Raw genomic sequence first — 20,752 nt, 5'->3', positions numbered from 1 at the left:
CTTAAAAGTCCACAGAGCCTTAAAAGCCTGTGGACTTTTTGCAAAACCATCAGAGCGGGACACCACATGAAGTATGTTGATTTTGATATTATAAAAAAACATTTTGAATTTTTCTGGAATCATGAGTATTTCGGCCGCTGCGCCATAAGAATTACTGCGCCTAAAGGGCCTTCCAAAGCGCCTGAGTATTCAAGTTATGAAGATATTGTAAAAGCATGGACCGATGGGGAAACCCGTCTTAAGCAGAACAGAATAGATTCCGAAAATACCTATTACCTGGGGGAAGCGTATCCCCTCATCCCCGTTTACCTTGGCGCAGCAGGCCACGCCGGGTTTTTCAACAACATACGGCACCAGTTTGCCGAAACGGTCTGGTTCTTTCCCATTGACGAAAAAGAAGAATTGCGGTTTTCCAAAGATTCTTTTCTATATAAATCCACAGTAAACCTTGCCAAGTATTTGGCGGACAACAGCAGCGATGAATTTATTCTTTCCATGCCCGACTGCTGCGGAAACCTCGACGCCTTGGCCCATTTAAGGGGCAGCGAGCAGCTCATGATCGATATGCTCGAAGACCCCGGCAAGGTTAAAGCAGAGCTAAAACTGATTCAGCATGCATGGGAAGAAATCATACGCGACACTTATGATGCAATAAAGGACAACAATCACGGCGGTTCCTGCATCGGCTGGATGGGCTCCTGGGCCAGGGGCCTCCATTCCCAGATGCAGTCGGATATTTCGGTGATGCTTTCGCCCGGCCAGTTCAGCGAATTTGTTTTGGGCGAACTTGAGGCGCAGTCGCAAATTCTGGAGTATCCCTGTTATCATCTTGACGGTAGGGAACAGCTTAGGCACCTGGATAAATTATTAAAGATAAAAAATCTTAAAATGATTCAATATACCTTTGTGGAAGGCCAGCCCTCGCCCGTTGAACAGCTTGAGGCGCTGAAGAAAATCCAGCAAAGCGGCATGCTGCTCCTCGTTATCATACGCCCCGAATATGTAAAGCCCCTTTTGGAAAATCTTTCCGCAAAAGGGCTTTTTATCAATACTGCCTGCAAGAACCCTGAAGAAGCAGACAGAATATTCAAAATAGTTCAGGATTATAGCAAGGAACAGGCATGAATATCGAAGAAAGAAAACAGAAATGGTGCGATTTTTATGATGGAAAAACACGTACCATGGTTCTCATTGAACTCGCGGAGTTCGGCGTCAGGCCCTTCCCGTCACCCGATACTATGGACGCCTTCTTCAACTGGGATATCAACAGGTATCGTGTGCAGATGGACGCCATGAATTGGCTGGACGACGACAGGGTTCCCTGTGTCACCACCCTCATGGGAACTGATATTTTCGCCGGGGCCTTTGGCTGTCCGGTTTTTTATCCCGGTGACAATAATCCTTACGCCAGGCCCCTCGTTTCGAGCGCAGAAGAAGCGGCGAAGCTAAAACAGCCAAAACTTGAAGATACGTCTCTGATGAAGGTTTTTGAATATGCGCAAAAACTAAAAGCCGCAGCCCCGGAAGCGCTCATTCAGCTGCCTGATATTCAAAGCCCTCTGGACATTGCGGCCATAATCTGGGAAAAGGTCGATTTCTTTGTGTCCATGTACGAAGAAAGCGAAGCGGTAAAGGATCTTATCGCCATGGTGTATAAGCTTCTGACTGAATTTCTGGATCTCTGGTTTAAAACATTCGGCAAAAATTTTATTGCCCATTACCCTGAATACTATATGCCCTACGGCGTTACCCTTTCTGAAGATGAAATTGGTTCTATCAGTACCGATCTATGCAAGGAATTTTCGATTCCGACCCTCTGCGATTTATCTGCCCGTTACGGCGGCAGAATTGGGATGCACTGTTGCGCCAACGCAAAGCACCAGTGGGGTCTTTTGAAAGAGATCCCCGGTCTTACCCTCCTTAATCTGGGGCAGCCTGACAAGATCATCAGGGATGCTTCTGTTTTTTTCAGGGAGGGGCCGCCTATTTGGGCTGCGCCGACTCAGAACGAGTGTTATGATTTTAAAGCCAGGGGCGTGCTGCAAGCCGGGGCGGACTCGAAAGAAAAGGCCCTTGCGGAGCTCGGGCGGCTCAGGGAATACGGCGTTAAATTCAACTGATGCGGCGAATGTCTTGGAAATTACAGATTTTATCTGTAAAAATATTTATCTCTTAGGAGTCATTTATGAAAATGATGAGAACTTTTGTATTGACCGTCCTTGTGCTGATTATCGCAGCAGGGACAGTCTTTGCAAGCGGCGGCAGCCAGCCTGCCGGACAAAGCACCGGAGGAGCAAGCGCTCCTTCGGCTACCACCCTTCCCCGCAGGGAAACCCTTTACTACTTTAACCAGTGGGGTCCCATCACAGGCTACAACCCCTACGGCAGCCCTAACAATTCCTTTATTGCAAAGGATGTGCAGGTAGTATTTGAATCTCTCTTTCTCTACAACCTGCTGGATGGAAAACTCTATCCCCATATCGGCGATTCCTATACCTGGAACGGTCAGACCCTGACTGTGGTGCTGAACAAGAATGTAAAGTTCAGCGACGGCAGCGCCCTGACTGCTGCGGACGTGGTCAATTCCTATAATCTGCAAAAAACCTACGCTACTCCCTATGCCGGGTACTGGTCCTACCTTGATACGGTCACTGCGCCGGACAACTACACCGTAGTGCTCAAGGGCAAGGCATCCAATTTCAATCCGAAATATATGGAAGAATCCATCAGCGCCCTGCCTATAACCTCAAAGGCTTATTGGGACAAGAAAAACCTGCCCAGCGACGCTTCAGCCATGCTGCAGGATCCTGCCTGGGACTGTATAGGCACCGGCCCCTACAAGCCCTATTTCAATGACGAAACCATGCTCATAATCCAGAGGGTCGATACCTATTGGGGCCAGCATGCTTCACGGAATGGAAAGCTTCCTGCCCCCAAGTACATTGCCCAGAATCTTTACAAAGACAATGCTTCTGCGGCTGCCGCATTCCAGGCCAACATGATCGACGTTAACCAGCAATTTATGCCCCAGGTATGGAAAATGATGGAAACTGCTCCCATCGAGACCTACATACCCCAGGCGCCCTACTACTTCCCCGGTGTTATCCCCATGATCATTTTCAACAGCACCAAGCCCGGTTTGAATGATCCTGCGGTACGCAAAGCCATTGCCATGTCCCTGGACTACGACATGATCGGAACCAACGCCATGTCAGGCTATACCGCCAAGATGGTGCCTTCCCTCATGCTCCCTGTTCCCGCAGAGCAGGCCCTCATCGATACCAATGCCCTGAAACCCTATCAGTGGTCGGGTGTTGATATTGCAGGGGCCAACAAGCTCCTGGATCAGGCCGGCTGGGTCAAGGGCGCAGACGGCATACGCGCAAAAGGCGGCGTCAGGCTTGCCTTCCAGGCCGAATGTCCCTACGGCTGGTCAGACTGGAACGCCTCCCTCGAAGTAGTGGCCCAATCCGCCCGCCAACTGGGCATGGATATCCAGACTTACTTCCCCGAAGCCAATATCTGGCAGCAGGACAAAGACAACACCTCTTTCGATATTCTCATGGACAGCCCCGGGGGTACCGGCGCTGCTTCCCCCTGGAACAGGGCCTATGCGGCCTTGGGCTCCCAGGATATTTCTCCTGTTGGCACCCCCAACCGGGTACAGAACTGGGGCCGCTGGGTGAACCAGGAAGCCAACCAGATCATCAACCAGCTTGCCTCCGAGACTGACGCCGCCAAGGTTAAGCAGCTCTGGACCAGGCTCAATATCATCTACCTCCAGGAAATGCCCACCGCCGGTCTCATGTACCGCCCCGGTGTATTCCACACAGTGAATACTTCTGTTTGGACAGGGTTCCCCAAGCTCAACGATGGAACCAATATTCCGCCCACGATTTGCACCAATGGTTACGGCGTAAAAGCCCTGTACAACATCAAACTTAAGTAATCAATAACAGAAGGGCGGCGTATTTTGCCGCCCTTCACTGTTCTGAAGAAGGGGGTATGAATTGAAAGGCCTGCAAAAGTATTTGCTAAAGAAAACCGGGTGGTATCTTGTTACCCTGTTTATCGCGGTTTTTCTCAACTTTATGCTTCCCCGGCTTATTCCGGGGAACCCTGTGGCGTCAATAGTGGCTGAGGCCACAGGCACCCTGACGGATGCGGCGGCGATCAAGAAGATCTATGACACCTATATGTCCATGTTCGGTTTGGACAAGCCCATGTGGCAGCAGTTCCTGATCTATGTCAACAATGTGTTCCATGGAAATTTGGGGCTGTCCTTCTACCAGTTCCCGAGGCCCGTCTCGGACATCATAGGCTCCTGCATACATTGGACATTGATGCTCCAGCTACCGGCAATACTGGTGGGCTGGTTTGTAGGAAACGCATTGGGCGCCCTCACCGCGTACAGGAAGGGTGTTTTTGACAGGGTCTTTTTCCCCCTCTTCCTTTTCCTGAGCGCCATACCGGCCTTCGGCTTTGCGTACGTGAATGTCTACTTCCTTTCAAATCAATTAAAACTTTTTCCCGGGAGCCTTGCCTATTCATTTGAAATGCTCCCCAACTGGGCGAATCCCGGCTTTTTACTTTCGGTACTCGATCATTACCGCCTGCCCTTCCTCACCATGGTGCTGGTCGCCATTGGAGGCCAGTCTTTGGGTATGCGAGAAATGTCCATATACGAACTCAACGCCGACTACGTGAAGTACTCAAGGCTTTTGGGTATCAAAGACAAAAAAATAGTGTGGTATGTGTTCCGCAACGCCATGCTGCCCCAGATCAACGGTCTTGCCCTTTCTTTGGGAAGCATGATAGGAGGCAACCTTATCGCGGAAATTGTCTTTAGCTATCCGGGTTTGGGAACCACCATGTTCACGGCTATACGAAACCAGGACTTCCCCCTGATTTCAGGGTGCACCCTGATTATTACGGTTACTGTGCTGATAGCGAACTTCGTCGTGGATATTATCTGCGGTCTTATTGATCCGAGGGTACGCATGACCCAGCAGGAGGAGGGCTGATATGGGATACTTTCTTAAAACTGTTTTCAAATCGGGCAAATTCTGCTTCGGTTTCAGCGTCATCGTTATCATACTCCTCCTCATCACCATTTATCCTATGTTTGATACCCGTGATCCTCTGGACATGGCCGGGGGCTTCTTTGAAAGGCCCAACATGGTGGAATACATTAACCGGAACAAAGAGGGCGGGCAAAAAGCGGCGAGCGCTGTAGCCGAAGTGGATCAGGCTACAACGGATCTCCTGGCGCAGTTCGGCATGGTCATGGCGGAAAAGAAGGAACAGCCCATAGCGCTCCACATACTGGGAACCGATAACTTCGGCCGGGACATGATGGCCCAGCTTGTGGCAGGCACCAAGACATCCCTGGTCATTGGGCTTTTGGCAGGAACCATCGCTACCCTCATCGGGCTTACTATAGGTTTATTGGCGGGCTATCTGGGAGGCCAGATCGATAACTTCCTTTCGAGCATCACCAATATCTTCCTCGTAATACCGTCGTTTGTCATTCTGGTTCTGGTATCCGTGAGCGTCAGCACCAGGAGCTTCCTTACCACAGGCATAATCATAGGCGTTACGAGCTGGCCCTGGACAGCCAGAGCGGTGCGGTCCCAGACCACGTCGCTGCGGAACCGCGACCACGTGAACCTTTCAAAGCTTTCGGGCCACAGCATGCCGAGAATCATCATCAAGGACATACTGCCCTATATCGCATCTTATGTGGTCATGGCGTTTATTCTGCAAGTGGCGTCGGGCATCCTTTCGGAAGCTTCCATTTCCATGCTGGGTCTGGGCCCCCGCAATGTAGCGACACTGGGCCTTATGATGAACTGGGCCGGAAGTTTTAACGCCCTTTTCAATGGAAACTGGTGGGCCTTCCTCCCCATGGTCCTGATGATCTCCCTCATCACTTTTTCGCTTAATCTGATGAACTCGGGGCTGGATCAGATCTTCAATCCCCAGATAAGGAGCTAACAATGGCGATGCTGGAAGTCAAAAATCTGACCACCTATTATAAAACCAGGATGAACGAAAAGGTCTGCTCCGTGGACAATGTTTCGTTTACTCTGGAAGAAGGAAGATCATTGGGGATTGCAGGGGAATCGGGCTGCGGAAAATCGACTTTGGCCATGAGCGTCATGGGCTATTACTTCCCTCCCCTGAATTACGAATCCGGAAGCATTATCATAGACGGCAAGGACATCACGTCCCTTGAGCCCGATACCATCAGGGCAAAGGTGCTGGGTTCGGACATTGCCTACATACCCCAGGCGGCCATGAACGCCCTGAACCCTACCCGGAAGATCATGAAGTTTATCGAAGATGTGCTCAAAGCCCACGGCTCCGATCTTTCGAAAGCGGAAATGCGGAACCTGGCCCGGGAACGTTTTAACATTCTCAACTTGCCCGATAAGGTGCTGGATCATTACGCGGTGGAACTTTCGGGGGGCATGAAGCAGCGTACCATTATTGCCATCAGTACCATCCTTAACCCCAAGATCCTCATCGCCGACGAGCCTTCGTCGGCCCTGGATGTTTCGTCCCAGAAGATAGTCATCAAGCTTCTCCACGATCTTATGGAGAAGGGTTTCGTGCGGGCCATGCTCTTTATCACCCATGAGCTTCCCCTGCTTTTCAATGTTACCGATGACATCATGGTCATGTACGCCGGGGAAATCGTGGAAAGGGGAACAGCCAAACAAATGGTCTTCGACCCCATCATGCCCTATTCCAAGGGGCTTATGAATTCCATCATAGTCCCGGAAGAAGGAACCAGGGGGCATGTGCTCATGGCCATACCGGGGGCACCGCCCAATCTCAAGTTAAGGCCATCGGGCTGCCGTTTCGCGGAACGCTGCCGTTTTGCAGACGCAGAGTGCCACAAGGCCGAAGTTCCCGAGCAGGAAGCCGGCCCTGGCAGGAGTTACCGGTGCAGGCATAAGCTGGAAGATCTTTTCAGGATCTACGAAAATGATCTTCCATCTCTCCTGGACGATGACAAGGGAGGCAGCCATGACCAGAAATAAATACGGCGACATATTTTTAAGCGCAAAAAGCTTAACCCGCGAATTCGGATATGGGGACAACAAAACCATAGCGGTAAATGATGTTGACTTTGAATTCCACAGGGGCGAAATAGTCTCCATAGTGGGAGAATCGGGAAGCGGAAAAACCACCCTTGCGAAAATGGTACTGGGCCTCCTCAAGCCCACCAAGGGCGAAATCTTTTTCGAAGGCAAGCCCAGGGATATCTCAAGCTACACCAAACGGCGCCAGTACTGGCAGACTATACAGGCTATTTTCCAGGATCCCTTCTCTACCTACAACATCTTTAACCGGGTGGATTCTGTGCTTCTTGACTGCATACGTCTTCAAGGGCTAAAGAATATAGGCAAAGAAGAAGAAATCAAAAAGATGAAAGCAGCCTGCGAGTTCGTCAATCTCAAGTTCGAGGAACTTTCCAACAAATACCCCTTCGAGCTTTCCGGCGGACAGATGCAGCGCCTCATGATAGCCCGTATCTTCATGCTTCACCCTGGTCTGCTCATAGCCGACGAGCCTACTTCCATGATAGACGCCTGCTCCCGGGCCACCATCCTCGATATGCTCCTCAAGCTGCGGGACGAGATCAACATGACCATCGTGTTCATCACTCACGACATTGGCCTGGCCTATTACATTTCCGACACGGTCTATATCATGGAAAAGGGTATTATCGTGGAACGGGGCACGGCGGACGAAGCCATACTCCACCCCAAGTCGGATTATACCAAACGGCTTTTGGGTGACGTTCCCAAGATCTACGAACCCTGGGATTTCAGCAGGAACAAGGAAAAAGCTGTCTAGCCCTTAAGGATGCGATTTGACCGTTAGCAAACAGCCTGAGCTTCTGACATCCGGGAGTCCTGCCCGGCGTATTATTTTATTTGCCCTGCCGTTACTGGCAGGGGATTTTTTCCAAATCTTCTACAGTATGACCGACGCCTTTATTCTGGGAAGGGCGCTGGGGATAAACGCCCTGGCGGCCACGGGCTGCAGCGCGGGCCTTATCCACTTTGTATTCGGCTTCAGCTTCGGCCTGACCAACGGTTTTTCAATAATCACTGCCCAAAGGGTAGGTTCCGGGGACGGCGAAGGCATCAGGAAAAGTGTCGCCGCCGGGATGCTGCTCTGCCTGATTTTTTCCCTTGTGTTTACCTTTGTCATTAATCCTTTTACGCGGCCCCTGCTGAGTATCATGAATACTCCCCCGGAGATCCTTGACGACGCCGCCCTCTATTTCCACATCATACTTTCGGGGATAAGCATCACCCTGCTCTACAATATGGCGGCCAATATTATCAGGGCCGCAGGGGACAGTTTTTCGCCCCTTGTTTTTCTTGTCATTTCGACTGGTTTAAATATTGTTTTGGATATACTGCTGGTGGCGGTGTTTCATTTCGGCATTGCGGGGGCAGCGGCGGCTACGGTTTTTTCGGAGCTGGTATCCGCCGTCCTTGCCCTTGTTTTCCTGAAACGCCGTTATCCCCATCTCCTTCCGGGCAAGGGCCAATGGAAGCTGACGGGCGCCGAGGCCAAAGCCCACCTGTCCCTCGGCCTTGCCATGGGCCTCCAGCAGTCCATCGTGGAAGTGGGGAACATTCTGGTTCAGACCGCCATGAATGGCTTTGGCACCCTCACCATCGCGGCGGTTTCAGCAGCCCAGCGCATCAGAGCCCTCAATATGATGCCCCTCTTTGCCATTGCCCGATCCATCACCACCTATACGGCCCAAAATTACGGGGCCAAAAAAATAGACCGCGTCTACAAGGGCATGCGCCAGGCTTGCCTCATCTGCCTCGGCGTAGGGGTCTTTATGGCCGTCATAAATCAATTTTTTGGAAAAGCCCTGGTGTCCCTCTTCGTTAAAGACAATGCAGAAGCCCTGGAAATGGGCCGCCAATATCTTCTCTACATAGGCTACTCGGTCTTTATTCTGGGAATCATGCTGGTCTTTAGAAGCAGTCTCCAGGGCCTTGGCAGGCCCTTTGCCCCCATACTCTGCGGGGTCATGGAAACCATAATGAGCATTTTGGCGGCTTTTGTGTTAATTCCCCAATTGGGCTTTACGGGGCTATGCCTTGTGAACCCCCTCTCGTGGCTTGCTTCGGGGATACCGCTTTATATAGCCTTTGGATTATTTGTGAGAAAATTCACATCTTCAGCTTCGAAAGCAAAAGCTGCCTGAATTTCTGGGCTGGTTCCATGTTTTCGAGGGCCAGGGCAGCCTCGCAGTCAGCCAGGGCTTGGGGATAGTCTTCAAGATGGTAGTAAGCCTGGCCCCTGCGGTAGAGGCAGTAAGACTGGTAAGGGTTTATCGCCAGGGAAGCGCCGAAGGCATCTATTGCTTCCTGATACTTCTGCAGCACAGACAGGATTATGCCCTGGTAATAGGCTGCCTTGTAGGATTTGGGATCAAGCTCCAGGGCTTTGCCAAAGTCCGTAATGGCTTCCTCATAGTGGGAACGGGCAAAGAATGCCATGCCCCGGTGCTTGTAAATGAGGGCCGCGATGGTGTCCCCGGGCTTGAGTTCCAAAATACGGGTATAAAAAGCAATAGCCTCGGAAAACTGGTTCTTGTTGTGGGCATACAGGGCGTTGAGGAGAAGCTCATCGATGGATTCGTTAGGGACAAACTGCCGCAGGGGGGAATCGTCTTCTGCAGGGAGGAGCTTTTCCCCTTCAAAGAGGAGGGCGTCGGTAGAATCCTCGATCTTTTTAAAGAAAGATTCCCGCCTTTTGCCCAATTCGCCGTTAAGCTGACGCTGGTAGCTCCGTATCTCCTGGAAGATAATGTCCGCCAGGGAGAGGCTGGCGTTTACCGCAGCCAGCTTGCGTTTCATGGGAGCGTCAAAAGGATTGAACTCTGCCTTGTAGACCAACTCATGCTCCACCTCGGCCCAGGCATCCTGCAAAATGGTACGGATCTGAATTTCGGCAGTGTCGCAATTGGCATTGCCCGAGATTTTCGAGATTTCATCGGGGATCTTGATGAGGAGATGAATGGATTCGTAGCCGAATTCCCTGAAGGTATGGTCGCCCCCCTTGCGCTCTGCTTCGATAACCTGAAAGTTGTCTTTGAGGATCTCCTCAGTTGCGGCAAGATCTTCGAGGAAGGGACAAACTATACGTACCCCTATGATGTCGTTGATAACCGGGTCTGCATCAGAATTATTGGCTTTTAGAATCCTTATGTACTTTTTAAAATAGCTGGCAAAATCCTTGACCCTGGCTTTGACTGAAGGACGCGAGGGCAAGAAGGTACGAAGCACACCCTCTATGCGTATCCTGAGATCCCGGACAATCATTAATCGGGGATCCAGGAATTCATCGTATTGCTTTCGCAGGGTGTTTAGATCTGGTATAGGCCTCATCATTCCACCGGGGCTTGAAAAAAAAAGCTGCCCAAAAACCTTACGGTAATCAGGCAGCCATTTTCAGGGCTGGCTTTTTAGCCGGCCCTTAGGATTTTAGACTACTGCTGTTCGCCTGCGGGAGTGGGCTGGAAAACATTTTCGGTAGCCTGTTTCTGGCCTTCCAGATAGCGGAGGAGCTGATTCTGGCCGAATTGCTTCATTTCCCAAACCTTCTTGGCGGTTTCCCTGGTCTGTATTATGCCCCAGAGGGATTCATCGTCAATATCGCGGTCTGTATCAAGAACTGCTTTATCGTAAATGATCTTTACGTCTTTGAAGTATGCCACAAAGTCGCCGCCTTCCTTATCCGCGTCCCGGTCAAGGCGGAACCCGTTAAACTTAACAAAGGGGGTGCTGGTGGGATAGATGGGGTAGATCCTGAGTTCCCGGTTCCTGACATCCAGGACATACTGGGGATTGTTCCAGGTAAGCTCGGCCCAGCCATCGTAGTTGAGGTAGCCCATGAACATGGACTTCTCGGTACCCTGGGAATCCAGAAGGATTACGCTGAGGCCATGGGGGAATTGAAGGCCGTATGCATTGACTGCAATGGCTTTGATGGTTCCCACGTTCTTTACCACGCCAAAGCCATCTTCAAAGCGGCTGGGGCCGGTGATTCCGTCGGAATCTTCATCAGAAGGCTGGGTATTGCCCTCATCATCAATGTTGGCCTGTGGTTCGTACGCAGGGATTTCGAAGGGAGGCCTGATATAAGCCTTGGAGTAAAAATGCTCCACAGGGAAATGCACCCTTACACCCAAAACGGTACCCCACTGTTTGGAAGTGGCTTCCCGGGTATAAGTGACAACTTCGTTGGTCACCGTGCGGGAAGATGACGTGAATATCACATTCCAGTTGGTAATCGCCAGAGATGTCTTCATTATCCCTTTCTGCTCTTCGGTGTAGCTGCCGCCAGCTACCTGACCATAGTCCATTACGGTCTGCCGGTTCTGATTGGGCTTGGCATTTTCACTGTCATCGTTAACAGTGATGTCTGCTGCAAGCTTGCCGAAGTCAATAAGAATGGCTTCCTCAGCAAACAATGCACCCGAGAGGAACAACGCGACGGTGATAAGAATGAATATCCGTTTCATTCAAAACTCCTTTTATTTACACAAAGTGTATAAAAAACCAGTTATTAAGTAAGTATATAATATACCCTTAATTTGTCAACGCCTTTTGACCGGTTTACCTGTATTATCGGCAGGATCTGCAAAAATCCCACGAAATTCATTAAAAAAAATTTCGTTTCCGCCGATAAAGAGTTTCACATCCTTGACGGATGAAAAATTCCTCCGTATCCCTTCGTTGATGGTCAAAAAGCTCCTGAAAAGATCAACTCCCTCGGGGGCTACAGCCGCGTCCTGGCTAAAGTCGGCGTAAACCACGCCGCCCCTGAGCATCAGGCTCCTGAGCCTCGTTTCCCTCCGGAAGAGAAGGGCTAAATCAGGGGAAACCGGTCCCAGCAGCACCTCGTCCACGTAGCGGCGTATATCCGCTTCCCTGGATGAGGAACGCCTGAGCATTCGATCCTCCACGACAGTAGTCCCTTCAAGAACAGAATAGAATAAAAACGTCCTTCTGACAAGCCCCACGGCAAAAAATTCGATGAGGGCTATAAGACCTATGAGAACCAGGTAGGAAAAGCGGCGGTTCAGCTTAACAGAGAAAAAGCCTTCCAGGGCTCTGGCTATGCTTTTAAGGGTATCTTTAAGGACTGGATTCATTGTGAAGCAGTAAACCCCCCGGTTCGTTCAAATAAGGCGACAAAATCAATTATTCCCTTATATAACGCTTCCGAAAGGTCTTTCAAGTGGGTATCGCCGTTCATGTAAACTGCGTCGGCCTCGTTGGTGACAAAACCCAGCTCCACCAGTACCGAGGGCATCCGGGCATTCCTCACTACAAACCACTCCTCAGCCTTGAGCCCACGGGATGGCATAATCTTCCCAAAGTCCCGGTCAAAGTGGCCAAGTATGGAACGGGCCATAAGTATGCTTTCAGTGGTGATCTCTTCTTCTATCATGGTATTGAGAATGGGGATCACTTCCTTGGAATCCGCGTATTTTGACTTGTCGATAAGTTCGCGCCTGTAGCCCGGGCTGAGGTACCAGACCTCGTAGCCCCTGGCAGCCTTGTTGAAGGAGGCGTTGGCATGTATAGAGATGTAGATAGCCGCCTCGTTATCCTTTAAGGGGACTGCGTTTGCCAGGGAAACCCTGTCTTCCAGGGTGGGAAAGGTGTCGCTGTCCCTGGTGAGGAGCACCCGCTTGTCCGGGAAGGCCGCAGCCAGCCTTGCATGGAGGAGGAGTGAAACCTTGAGGGCGATTTCCTTTTCCACCGATTTGAGGGGCTTGCCGTTTACGGTATGGCTCCCCACTGCCCCCTCGTCCTTGCCCCCATGCCCGGGATCTACGATGATGGCGGCAATCCTGAAACGGTTTTTATCTTCCTCTGCATAGCGGCTAAAGGTGTTTTTAACCCTGGCAACAAAGGCTTCGGGAAAACGGAGCATTCCCCCCTGGTCTGTATAAGGCAAAGGCAGATCGAGGATCTCGCGGTTATCGAAAAGCACTGGACCTGTTTCCCCCTGGCTTCCTGAGCTAAAAGCCGCGTTATGCCCCTCCGCGCTGAATACCCCGGAGGCCAGAAAAGGATCCCAGCGGAGCTCAGCCTGACCAAGGTTTTTGAGGGCATCGTCGAGGGTAAGGGTTTGAGCCGGGAGCTGGTTTATGGCCAACAATAGCAGAAAAAACAACGAAAGGCTGAAAAATCCCCTGTTTTTCATAATTTCCCCAGGCCCAGGTTGTCGAGATAGTAGACCGCGCCCTGATAGCCGCCCCGGATTAGGGCTGCCCAGAAACTGCGGCCCAGGGCGCCGGAGGCTGCCTCCCGGCCGGGCGAAGCCTGCAATAAGGGCAGGGCAAGGCCAGTGATCAGGCGCACTGCGTCGAGGCTTTCTTCCACGCCGCGGCCCACATAGTCTTTAAGGCTTGAGGAGATGAAAGCCGGGAAGGGGATAATGGCAAGCTGCCCCAAAGGGGCTTTTAGGTTTGAATCAGGGAGATCCGCGAGGAGTCCTTTTATTTCCGGAGTTATGACAAAGGTGTCGGGCGGGAATGCGGGAACATCGGCAGGCGGGGCTGCCAGAAAGGAGTCGGTGGCATCATCATGGGCTTCGAGCCGAATCAGTATTGAACGGATAGCGGTTTCTGCGGACTTCGCTGCTTCTTCCCGTGTGGGAGCCGCGCTGAGTATGTTGCCGCATTTGCTCACATTGTTCTCGGGGAAGCTGACCCTGCTCCCCTCCCCTATGCGCATGAAGAGGTCTTTGACCCCAGGGATAGCCTTGGCTTTATTGAGCCCCTGGATGGAACGGACTTTGCCGGGAATGGAAATGAAGGCCCGCTCGGCGCATGTCCAGGTTTTTTGGGGTACAAGGCTGTCGGGCTTTTGGCCCATAGCAATCTGTATTGCCCCTCTGGTGGGCAGCACCCCCGAAGCGTAAGGGTAAGTCCAGCCCGACATATAGCCCCCCGAAAGGCGGGCAGCGATTTCGCCGATCATGGGACCTTTGGGGGTAAGCTTGATGTCCCCCTTGGCAGCGCCGTTATCTATCCCCAGGGCTCTGACCCCGGCGCGGAATGCGCTGAGCAGGGCGTCGGCTTTGGCAGCGTCAATATCGGTAGGTATGGTATGGCCCATTTCAATAAAATAGGGAGGGAAAAAGATGTGCCTGTCGGCCAGGCCGCAGATGGTGATTTCGCCCTTGTAAACCAGGGCGTCCACGGAAAACTCAGGCCCTTCCATATATTCTTCCACGATGGCCCTGCCGGAGCGGGAATATTTGAGCGCGTCAGGGACGGCAATTTTCAAATCATCCGGCGTATCCACCCGGCGGCAGCCCCTGCTTCCCATATTGTCCACAGGCTTAACCACTGCGGGGAATGGGAAGGGCAGTTCGCTTATTATTTTCGTGACAATGATGAATTCCGGGGAAGGGACACCCGCCTCCTTAAAACGGCGGCGCATTCTCTCCTTGTCAGAGGCATTGAGGGCGGCTTCAAAGCTTATGCCCGGCAGATTGAGTTTTTCAGCCGTCCAGGCAACAGTGGCTGAAAAATCCGTCCCTGCGGTCATTACCCCCGAGAGGCCGCCGTTTTCCTTGAGGGACAGGGCAAAGGCTTCCATGCCCTCTTTGTCTTTGAGATCCACTTTTTCAAAACGGTCCGCGCAGCCCACGCAGGGGGCTTTGGGATCGGCATCCACGGCTACCGTTTCGAGGCCCATTTCTTTGGCTATCTTCATGGCCGGGCCCTGCATTACCCCGGCGCCAAGTATCAATATGCGTTTTTTTCGGACATTATTCCCCCTTTTTAATTGTCGGAAATTTTCAAGGAGGGCTTAGGCGCCTGTTTTAACCCCATAAGCCTCAAAAGTATCCCCCAGGCTGAACATTCTGCTTGCAAGGAGAAGGAGCGAATACAGAGGCCCTTTCCGTTTGGCGCAGAAACGGCCCAAAAAAGGGAAGCGTTCAGGGTGATGGCCTGTAACCACGGTTTTCTTCAAGCTGAAGCCATGTTTTTTAAGAAAAGCCCTGCATGTTTGAGGGCTCCAGATAGTCCAATGATCCGCAGGGCTGTTTTTGAGGAAATTGGGAAGTGAGGCACGGCCCGATATCCCTGTGAACGAGGGTGTGGAAAAGGCAAGAATACCGCCAGGCTTGAGGCGGCTGTGTATCTCGGCAAGCACAGGGCCGGGATCTTCAAAGTGCTCTATCACGTACCAGAGGGTGATGGCGTCGAAGGCAACTTTCCGGGGTTCATCTTCAAGCGCCGCCGGGAAAAAGCCATGGCTGCAGGGTATGCCCAGTTCTTCGTTAACATATCGGGCTGCGTCTTCGGCAGGTTCAACCCCGGCGGGCTCAAAGCCTTCGGCCTTTGCTGCTGCGAGAAAAGGCCCGTAGGCACAGCCTATGTCCAGGAGAGACGAAGAAGCGCCCTTGCCGTGATGAAGCAGCTGTTTGATGTGAACAAGCCGCCGCCTGCCCATTTCAATCAAATTGGGAAAATCTTCGAGGTAGGTTTTACCGTACTGTTTTTTGTACATCCCGAAAAAGTAATCCTTCTCATACTCAATGGGGGGCAGGGTAAGGCGATCCATACGGATAAGGCTGCCTTCCCTCCGATAGGTACGCTCGGGGAAACGGGCAAGGGGGCGGTTAGCAGCAATACTACCAATGACAGTATTACTGCGGGAATTTGATGCCAAAGGCGCAAAGGCAGAAAGATAATCTGCCAGACTTTGGCCTTGGGGCGCATCCAGACGGTAACGGGCAGCTATTTTTTCGCAGTTCTGCGCGAGGGACATAAAACCGGAATGGGACAGAAATTTTTCCAATGATCGTGCGGATTCAGGCCCTATGCCTGCGGAAAAAAAGCCTGCATTGCGTGCAAGCTTTTCGTGGTAAAGAGTTGGAGACATTAGCAGCACCGGCACCCGGGCATAGACAGCTTCAAAAGCGGTAAGGCCAAAATGGGTTATGACAAGATCATATTCAGCAAGGCGCTCTTTCAGGTTGGGGGTTTTCCCTGGCGCCTCAATCCCCAAGGCCCGGCTGGCCGCAGAGCCGAGCCCTGCGGCATCTTCCGCGCCAAAACTTATCAATATGCGGAGCGGTTTTTTATTCGGAGTCTTCGCCCCTTCGAGAACGTTATCCCTCTCAGCCTGCATGAAGGCAGGCCGCCTGTTTGCAGGCAGGGGCAGAAGATTAATCGCCGTAAGGTTTGCGGGGCCTGCTTTTGGCAGCAGGGGCAGTAAATCAATAAGGAAATCGAACCTGCTTCGGCAGGGACCGCCCTCGTCAATGCCAATGAGGGGCGCGATACCCTGCCACAGGGCAAATTCTTTTTTAGGTGTGCAGAAGCGATCAAGGATTATAAAACTCCAACGGCGCGAACGGGGCTCGTCAGCATGCATCCATGAAGGGCTAAAACCCGGGCAGAGGGTTTGAATCAAGGATGGTATATTTTCAATTTCTGCATGAGCCGGTACATAGAGGCAGGCTTCCTTTCCCTTTTCCCGCAGGGACTTGACGAGAAAGGCGGAACGGCTCAGATGGCCCCCTCCCCTGCCTTTTTCAAGGCAGGGGACTGCAAGGCAGAAAGCCATTGGCAACGGGGCATCTTCAATTTTCACAAGCCGATATTCCTGTACGCGGCAATTACGGCTTCGCCCTTGTTCCGTTCCGCAAGGGGAAGGGCGGAAAGCGCCGCATAAAGCTGTCCGGCCCGTTTGTAATCCTCCGGGGTGTCCACTGTTACCCGCATTGTATGCCCTTGCCAGCGTAGAGGCGCCAGGGGGCGGTGGACGAGGAACAATTCGGGGTGGTTGTACAAATAGGGACTCGCATGCTCCCGGTCATAGGGGGAAGAGGCTTCCCGTTCCGCCCTAAGCATAGCTTCGGCATTGTTTGACTCTATGCCCGCGCCATGAGGGAGGCCATAATAGCCTGCATAGTCGCAGCCAAGGGCAGCGGCTTCGGCGTTCAGGAATTCCGCAGCATCAGTAAAAGTAAAAGGATTGTCCCCGGTAACGCGGATTATACGGTCGGGGTGGAAACGTTTTATTGCCAGGCAGTAACGGGCAAGGACATCCTCTTTTGGGCCGGGAACAAGGCAGAAACCTGCTTCTTCGGCCAGGGGTGCAAAGGCAGCGGCACTGTCCTCGGGGCAAGCCAGGACTTTCACTTCGCAATCGACAATGCCGAGGGCTTCCATAACCCGGAAAATGAGAGGCCGCCCGCCCAGGGGGAGGAGGCTTTTACGGAAGAGCCGGGTTGAATCAAGGCGCGCCTGGATGACGAGGGCGGTCATGATTCGCCCCCGGTTTCCGTAGGGCCAAAAAGCTCTGCCCAGGAATTCGCCATGGTGCGGGCGTCGCAGCGGAAACGGAAACGGTTGGTTTTGACCCAGCCCCGGGCTTCCTTAAAATCGTCCCAGCAACTGAAAATGCCCCCGCCCGAACGCCTCACATAGCCGGGAAAACGGCGCAGGGGCAGGTTGGCGTAATCCCCCCGGAACACAGGGGCAAGGTTTTTAAGGTAGAAACGGCGGTAGCTTTCTTCGGCAGTGCTATCTGCCGCAGGCATAGCCCCTTCGTAGGAAAGCTTGATTGCCTGGGTAGAGGCAATCTCCTCCCCCCAGAGGCGGGAACGAAAACCCAAATCCATAAGCTGCCAATGGAAACTTTTAAGAGTGCCGTCAAAGCCGCCAAGGCGTATGAAGCGTTCCCGGTCGTAGATGCCTACGCCGTCAAAGGGGTACAGCGAATGGCTCCCCTCCTTGGCGGGAGCGGAGGAGACCGTTTTAACAGAACCCCGGATCAGCACAGGGGCGATCAAAGTGGGAACAGTCTCGAAACGGTTGTCCTGGATTACCGGGACAGTGCAGAGCCGCCTATAGGTATTTTTTTCATCCGGGTTCCGGGCAAGCTCCTCTGAACTGAAAAGGAGCCTCTCTGCCATACGGCTTGCCCCGCCCCCCCGGAGTATCCTGAGATCATTCCAGAGCACGAAGAAGAGGGGGCTCGAAAGCTCCGAGGCAGCCAGGTTGATCGCCTCTCCAGTGCTGATGGGCGCCTGCAAAAGTATAAAGCGGACAAAGGGAAAAGCCCCCGACAGCCCCTCAAGATCATATCTTTTCTGAGGGCCTTCCAGAGAAACCACATAATCAAAGCCTGCCTTTTCAAGTTCCTCAAAAAAACTGAACCGGGCATAGCGGCCGCCTCTGTTGAGTATCACTGCGGAAAGCCCTGTTGAGGCTCTACGCTCATTCCCCCCAACGCAGGTGTAGGAAGGCAAGGTTTCGTTAAAAATTGTAGGTATAGTATTCATCGCACTCAGCGCACATACCGGGGTATTCTGAAGCGCCATGCTCCAGGTAGAGGGCTTCGCCCTTCTTCCAGATATCCTCAAGAGGATCGTCAAAAACATTCCCAAGGGATCTGTCTTCGGCAGCTCCCCTGGCAGCAGACACTTCCTTGCACACCGGAACTTTGCCGTCAATTAAAATAGCCATGTCCCTCATGAGATGCCAGCAGGGCAGCCGCTTTACCGGAGAAAGATCCGAAGCCTGCAATTTTGGGAGGGCACCGCAAAAATCATCGTATTTCTGAATGATGACATGAGACTGCCCCTTGCCCGGCACAGCTTCCTTCCAGTAACGGTAAAACTTTTCTATATCATCCTCGAAGCCCTTGACCCTCACAGCCTGCACATAGGCATTGCCCGGGAAAAGATCCAAAAGCTTTTTTGCGCAGTCCACAGCTTCCGCATAGCCCGGCCCCCTCACCTCTTTGTAGCGTTCAGGATCGGAAGCGTCCAGGGATACTATCCACGAAAGGGCAGCGCCGGGAAGCGCAGGGGTTTTCCGCGAAGGGGCATTGGCAGCCACGCGGGCCAATTCCTCAAGCTCGGAGGCCTTCCAGCCCAGGCCTGAAGTTTCTATCACCAGGGAAAGTCCAGGTTTGGCCAGCGCCATTTGTATCAATTCCATCTTGTCAGGGTGAAGCGACAGATCCCCCCAGAGGGAAAGATCGATCACCGCGTCAGAGGAGAAAGCTGCAATCTTGTCCAGCAATGAGCCGAAATCGGCTTTGCCCATAAAGTCGCGCCGTTCTGTAACGGGAATTCCTTTATCAGCCTGGGAAGCCTTTGGCCAGGGGCAAAGCGAACAAGCTTGAGGGCAAGCACCCGAAACCTGAATGGAATAAAACGCAGGCAGGGTGCGCAGAAGCCCAGGGTGTTTTTCAATTAGATCGGCAGCCTCGGAGCAGCCCTTGAGACCGGCATCAAAAAAGCGTTTTATAAGGAGGAGATTGCGGGCAGAATCCGCAGAGAGGCTCAGGCGGTGGCGCCGCAAATCAACAGGGGAAATTTCAGTCTCTATGTCAAAGGCGTTGATGTCCTTTTGAAGCACCGAAAAGAGGGTATCCCGTTCCACAGTGCCGCCATCATCATCCCCCAGGATTTTGCAGAGTATGCCCGCTGTCCCCGGCGAAAGTAGCTCCGGCGCAAAACCGTATGGCCAGCCGTCGGCGTAGGAATATTCGGCGGCATAACGAAGATGGCGGTCGGCGAGGGCTTTCGCCAAGACAGGATCAAGGAAAGGGCAGTCTGCCCAGGCGAAAAAAGTAAGAGCAAACCCCTCGCCCAGGCTGGAAATTTTCTCCAAAAGGCTTTTTTTTGTCCATTTATCGGAACGGACCAGGATAAAATCGCTTGACTCAGCAGGAATGCCGGGGTATTCGGTCCCGGTAAGCCCCAAAAGGGCGATTTTTTCAGTTCCCGGGAAGGAGCGGGCTTTTTCCAGGGCCAGGGAAAAGGCGCTTTTGCCCGAGAAGACGGGTTCAAAGGCTTCGGGGGCAAGGCTGCCTCCATACAGGACAGTAAGGGCTTTCATGGTACTTATTATATCGGTATTTAGGGGTTTTGGCAAAACCTCGCATTTAGGGTATACTAACCCATGGCTCGCAGTTTTACCTATTCCGCTCTGACTCTTCGGGTAAAGCCCTCGGGTGAATCCAACAGGGACGCCTGGTTCCTCACTGCCGAGGAAGGTCTTCTAAAAGCCACGGTTTTCGGTGGGCCCAAGAGCAAACTCCGGGCGCATGTTGCTTCCTTTAACCAGGGCATGCTCTGGATCTACCACGACCCCATCCGGGATTCACGCAAGGTGAGCGACTTTGATGTGAAAAACTGGCGGCCGGGACTCAGGGAGCTCTTTCAGCGGGCTATGGCAGCTGACGCCCTTGCCGAAACCATCCTTGCATCCCTGGGAAGCGGCGGCAGCTTTCCCCACGCCCTGGATATGGCAGGGCTTACCCTTGACGCCCTGGATACAGCTGACGAAAAAACCTGTGCCCGCATCCTTATCCACTTCCTCTGGAACTGGGCTGATCTCCTGGGCGTACAGCCTGATCTCCATCACTGTTCTTCTTGTGCTTGTGAAGTGCCCCGTGATGGGATATTATGGTACGATACAAGGGAAGACGCCCTCCTCTGCCAAAATTGCAGCCCCGGCGACGGTATTACCGCAGGTCCAGGCGCCAGGCTTTGGCTGAACGCAGTAGAGGATCTGCAGCCCCAGGCTTTAAGCCGCATAAGCCTGGACGAGGTTTCCCTGGCCCAGGCAAAAGCCCTAACCACGGCAATCCTGACCGGGGCTTTGGGAAAACGGCTTACAACCTGGGATAATGTATAACCACTAAGGAGA

At 52.6% G+C, this 20,752-nt stretch carries 18 protein-coding genes; 9 read left to right on the top strand and 9 right to left on the bottom strand.

Annotation, left to right across the window (positions count from 1 at the left end; all coding sequences use genetic code 11):
- The first annotated feature begins 66 nt into the window (after positions 1-66).
- The 8 genes from TREAZ_RS05380 (at position 67) to TREAZ_RS05345 (ending at position 9,250) form a co-directional block, all read left to right on the top strand.
- Positions 67-1,125, top strand: a complete 1,059-nt coding sequence (locus TREAZ_RS05380) for a hypothetical protein (protein WP_015710800.1) — start codon at positions 67-69, stop codon at positions 1,123-1,125.
- A complete protein-coding gene (locus TREAZ_RS05375; protein WP_015710799.1) occupies positions 1,122-2,120 on the top strand; it encodes a uroporphyrinogen decarboxylase family protein in 999 nt (332 codons plus the stop codon). Before TREAZ_RS05380 ends, TREAZ_RS05375 begins: the two co-directional genes overlap by 4 nt.
- A 65-nt stretch (positions 2,121-2,185) precedes the next feature.
- Positions 2,186-3,949, top strand: a complete 1,764-nt coding sequence (locus tag TREAZ_RS05370) for an ABC transporter substrate-binding protein (protein WP_015710798.1) — start codon at positions 2,186-2,188, stop codon at positions 3,947-3,949.
- Positions 3,950-4,010: 61 nt separating this feature from the next.
- Positions 4,011-5,024: an ABC transporter permease gene (locus TREAZ_RS05365; protein ID WP_015710797.1), complete on the top strand. Its 1,014-nt coding sequence runs from the start codon at positions 4,011-4,013 to the stop codon at positions 5,022-5,024.
- A 1-nt stretch (position 5,025) separates the two neighbouring features.
- Positions 5,026-5,997 (top strand): ABC transporter permease, encoded by a 972-nt coding sequence (locus tag TREAZ_RS05360; protein ID WP_015710796.1) that lies wholly within the window; start codon positions 5,026-5,028, stop codon positions 5,995-5,997.
- 2 nt (positions 5,998-5,999) lie between these two features.
- Positions 6,000-7,049, top strand: a complete 1,050-nt coding sequence (locus tag TREAZ_RS05355) for an ABC transporter ATP-binding protein (protein WP_015710795.1) — start codon at positions 6,000-6,002, stop codon at positions 7,047-7,049.
- Positions 7,036-7,869 carry an ABC transporter ATP-binding protein gene (locus TREAZ_RS05350; protein ID WP_015710794.1) on the top strand — a complete coding sequence of 278 codons (834 nt, stop codon included), beginning with the start codon at positions 7,036-7,038 and terminating at the stop codon, positions 7,867-7,869. Before TREAZ_RS05355 ends, TREAZ_RS05350 begins: the two co-directional genes overlap by 14 nt.
- Positions 7,870-7,885: 16 nt before the next feature.
- Entirely contained in the window at positions 7,886-9,250 is a 1,365-nt protein-coding gene (locus tag TREAZ_RS05345; protein ID WP_015710793.1) for an MATE family efflux transporter, read from the top strand.
- On the opposite strand, the gene TREAZ_RS05340 is transcribed toward TREAZ_RS05345, so the two are convergent.
- The 9 genes from TREAZ_RS05340 to TREAZ_RS05300 all read right to left on the bottom strand — a co-directional run bounded on the left by TREAZ_RS05340 (position 9,216) and on the right by TREAZ_RS05300 (position 19,939).
- Complete coding sequence (locus tag TREAZ_RS05340) at positions 9,216-10,439, bottom strand: RelA/SpoT domain-containing protein (RefSeq protein ID WP_015710792.1); 1,224 nt, start codon at positions 10,437-10,439, stop codon at positions 9,216-9,218. The two genes, TREAZ_RS05345 and TREAZ_RS05340, sit on opposite strands and share 35 nt — an antisense overlap.
- A 98-nt stretch (positions 10,440-10,537) precedes the next feature.
- The gene (locus TREAZ_RS05335) at positions 10,538-11,572 is read right to left on the bottom strand and encodes a flagellar filament outer layer protein FlaA (protein WP_015710791.1); all 1,035 of its coding nucleotides are present in this window, start codon (positions 11,570-11,572) and stop codon (positions 10,538-10,540) included.
- 75 nt (positions 11,573-11,647) lie between these two features.
- A complete protein-coding gene (locus tag TREAZ_RS05330) occupies positions 11,648-12,205 on the bottom strand; it encodes a GerMN domain-containing protein (RefSeq protein ID WP_015710790.1) in 558 nt (185 codons plus the stop codon).
- Positions 12,202-13,266, bottom strand: coding sequence for an N-acetylmuramoyl-L-alanine amidase family protein (locus TREAZ_RS05325; protein WP_015710789.1), 1,065 nt, complete (start codon positions 13,264-13,266; stop codon positions 12,202-12,204). Before TREAZ_RS05325 ends, TREAZ_RS05330 begins: the two co-directional genes overlap by 4 nt.
- On the bottom strand, positions 13,263-14,786 hold the full coding sequence (locus TREAZ_RS05320; protein WP_245535096.1) for an ATP-grasp domain-containing protein: 1,524 nt from the start codon (positions 14,784-14,786) through the stop codon (positions 13,263-13,265). The genes TREAZ_RS05325 and TREAZ_RS05320 overlap by 4 nt, the downstream gene beginning before the upstream one ends.
- 96 nt (positions 14,787-14,882) lie before the next feature.
- The gene (locus TREAZ_RS05315; RefSeq protein ID WP_043922880.1) at positions 14,883-16,676 is read right to left on the bottom strand and encodes a methyltransferase domain-containing protein; all 1,794 of its coding nucleotides are present in this window, start codon (positions 16,674-16,676) and stop codon (positions 14,883-14,885) included.
- Positions 16,673-17,353: a cytidylyltransferase domain-containing protein gene (locus tag TREAZ_RS05310; RefSeq protein ID WP_015710787.1), complete on the bottom strand. Its 681-nt coding sequence runs from the start codon at positions 17,351-17,353 to the stop codon at positions 16,673-16,675. The genes TREAZ_RS05315 and TREAZ_RS05310 overlap by 4 nt, the downstream gene beginning before the upstream one ends.
- Positions 17,350-18,372: a hypothetical protein gene (locus TREAZ_RS05305; protein WP_043922877.1), complete on the bottom strand. Its 1,023-nt coding sequence runs from the start codon at positions 18,370-18,372 to the stop codon at positions 17,350-17,352. Before TREAZ_RS05305 ends, TREAZ_RS05310 begins: the two co-directional genes overlap by 4 nt.
- Positions 18,347-19,939 carry a spiro-SPASM protein gene (locus TREAZ_RS05300; protein ID WP_015710785.1) on the bottom strand — a complete coding sequence of 531 codons (1,593 nt, stop codon included), beginning with the start codon at positions 19,937-19,939 and terminating at the stop codon, positions 18,347-18,349. The genes TREAZ_RS05305 and TREAZ_RS05300 overlap by 26 nt, the downstream gene beginning before the upstream one ends.
- Before the next feature lie 63 nt (positions 19,940-20,002).
- On the opposite strand from TREAZ_RS05300, the gene recO reads away from it, so the two are divergent.
- Positions 20,003-20,740: a DNA repair protein RecO gene (recO, locus tag TREAZ_RS05295; protein ID WP_015710784.1), complete on the top strand. Its 738-nt coding sequence runs from the start codon at positions 20,003-20,005 to the stop codon at positions 20,738-20,740.
- Positions 20,741-20,752: the final 12 nt, after the last annotated feature.

Origin of the sequence: Leadbettera azotonutricia ZAS-9 (assembly GCF_000214355.1) — a bacterium.
GTDB classification, from domain to species: Bacteria; Spirochaetota; Spirochaetia; order Treponematales; family Breznakiellaceae; genus Leadbettera; species Leadbettera azotonutricia.
Note: the sequence above shows the minus strand (reverse complement) of the source record. Positions and strands in the feature narration are given on the sequence as shown.

Bases quoted from the DNA above. Each gene is read 5' to 3' on its own strand.
- TREAZ_RS05380 (WP_015710800.1), top strand. From the start codon at position 67: ATGAAGTATGTTGATTTTGATATTATAAAAAAACATTTTGAATTTTTC.
- TREAZ_RS05375 (WP_015710799.1), top strand. From the start codon at position 1,122: ATGAATATCGAAGAAAGAAAACAGAAATGGTGCGATTTTTATGATGGA.
- TREAZ_RS05370 (WP_015710798.1), top strand. From the start codon at position 2,186: ATGAAAATGATGAGAACTTTTGTATTGACCGTCCTTGTGCTGATTATC.
- TREAZ_RS05360 (WP_015710796.1), top strand. From the start codon at position 5,026: ATGGGATACTTTCTTAAAACTGTTTTCAAATCGGGCAAATTCTGCTTC.
- TREAZ_RS05355 (WP_015710795.1), top strand. From the start codon at position 6,000: ATGGCGATGCTGGAAGTCAAAAATCTGACCACCTATTATAAAACCAGG.
- TREAZ_RS05350 (WP_015710794.1), top strand. From the start codon at position 7,036: ATGACCAGAAATAAATACGGCGACATATTTTTAAGCGCAAAAAGCTTA.
- TREAZ_RS05340 (WP_015710792.1), bottom strand. From the start codon at position 10,439: ATGATGAGGCCTATACCAGATCTAAACACCCTGCGAAAGCAATACGAT.
- TREAZ_RS05335 (WP_015710791.1), bottom strand. From the start codon at position 11,572: ATGAAACGGATATTCATTCTTATCACCGTCGCGTTGTTCCTCTCGGGT.
- TREAZ_RS05330 (WP_015710790.1), bottom strand. From the start codon at position 12,205: ATGAATCCAGTCCTTAAAGATACCCTTAAAAGCATAGCCAGAGCCCTG.
- TREAZ_RS05325 (WP_015710789.1), bottom strand. From the start codon at position 13,266: ATGAAAAACAGGGGATTTTTCAGCCTTTCGTTGTTTTTTCTGCTATTG.
- TREAZ_RS05320 (WP_245535096.1), bottom strand. From the start codon at position 14,786: ATGAAGATAGCCAAAGAAATGGGCCTCGAAACGGTAGCCGTGGATGCC.
- TREAZ_RS05310 (WP_015710787.1), bottom strand. From the start codon at position 17,353: ATGACCGCCCTCGTCATCCAGGCGCGCCTTGATTCAACCCGGCTCTTC.
- TREAZ_RS05305 (WP_043922877.1), bottom strand. From the start codon at position 18,372: ATGAATACTATACCTACAATTTTTAACGAAACCTTGCCTTCCTACACC.
- TREAZ_RS05300 (WP_015710785.1), bottom strand. From the start codon at position 19,939: ATGAAAGCCCTTACTGTCCTGTATGGAGGCAGCCTTGCCCCCGAAGCC.
- recO (WP_015710784.1), top strand. From the start codon at position 20,003: ATGGCTCGCAGTTTTACCTATTCCGCTCTGACTCTTCGGGTAAAGCCC.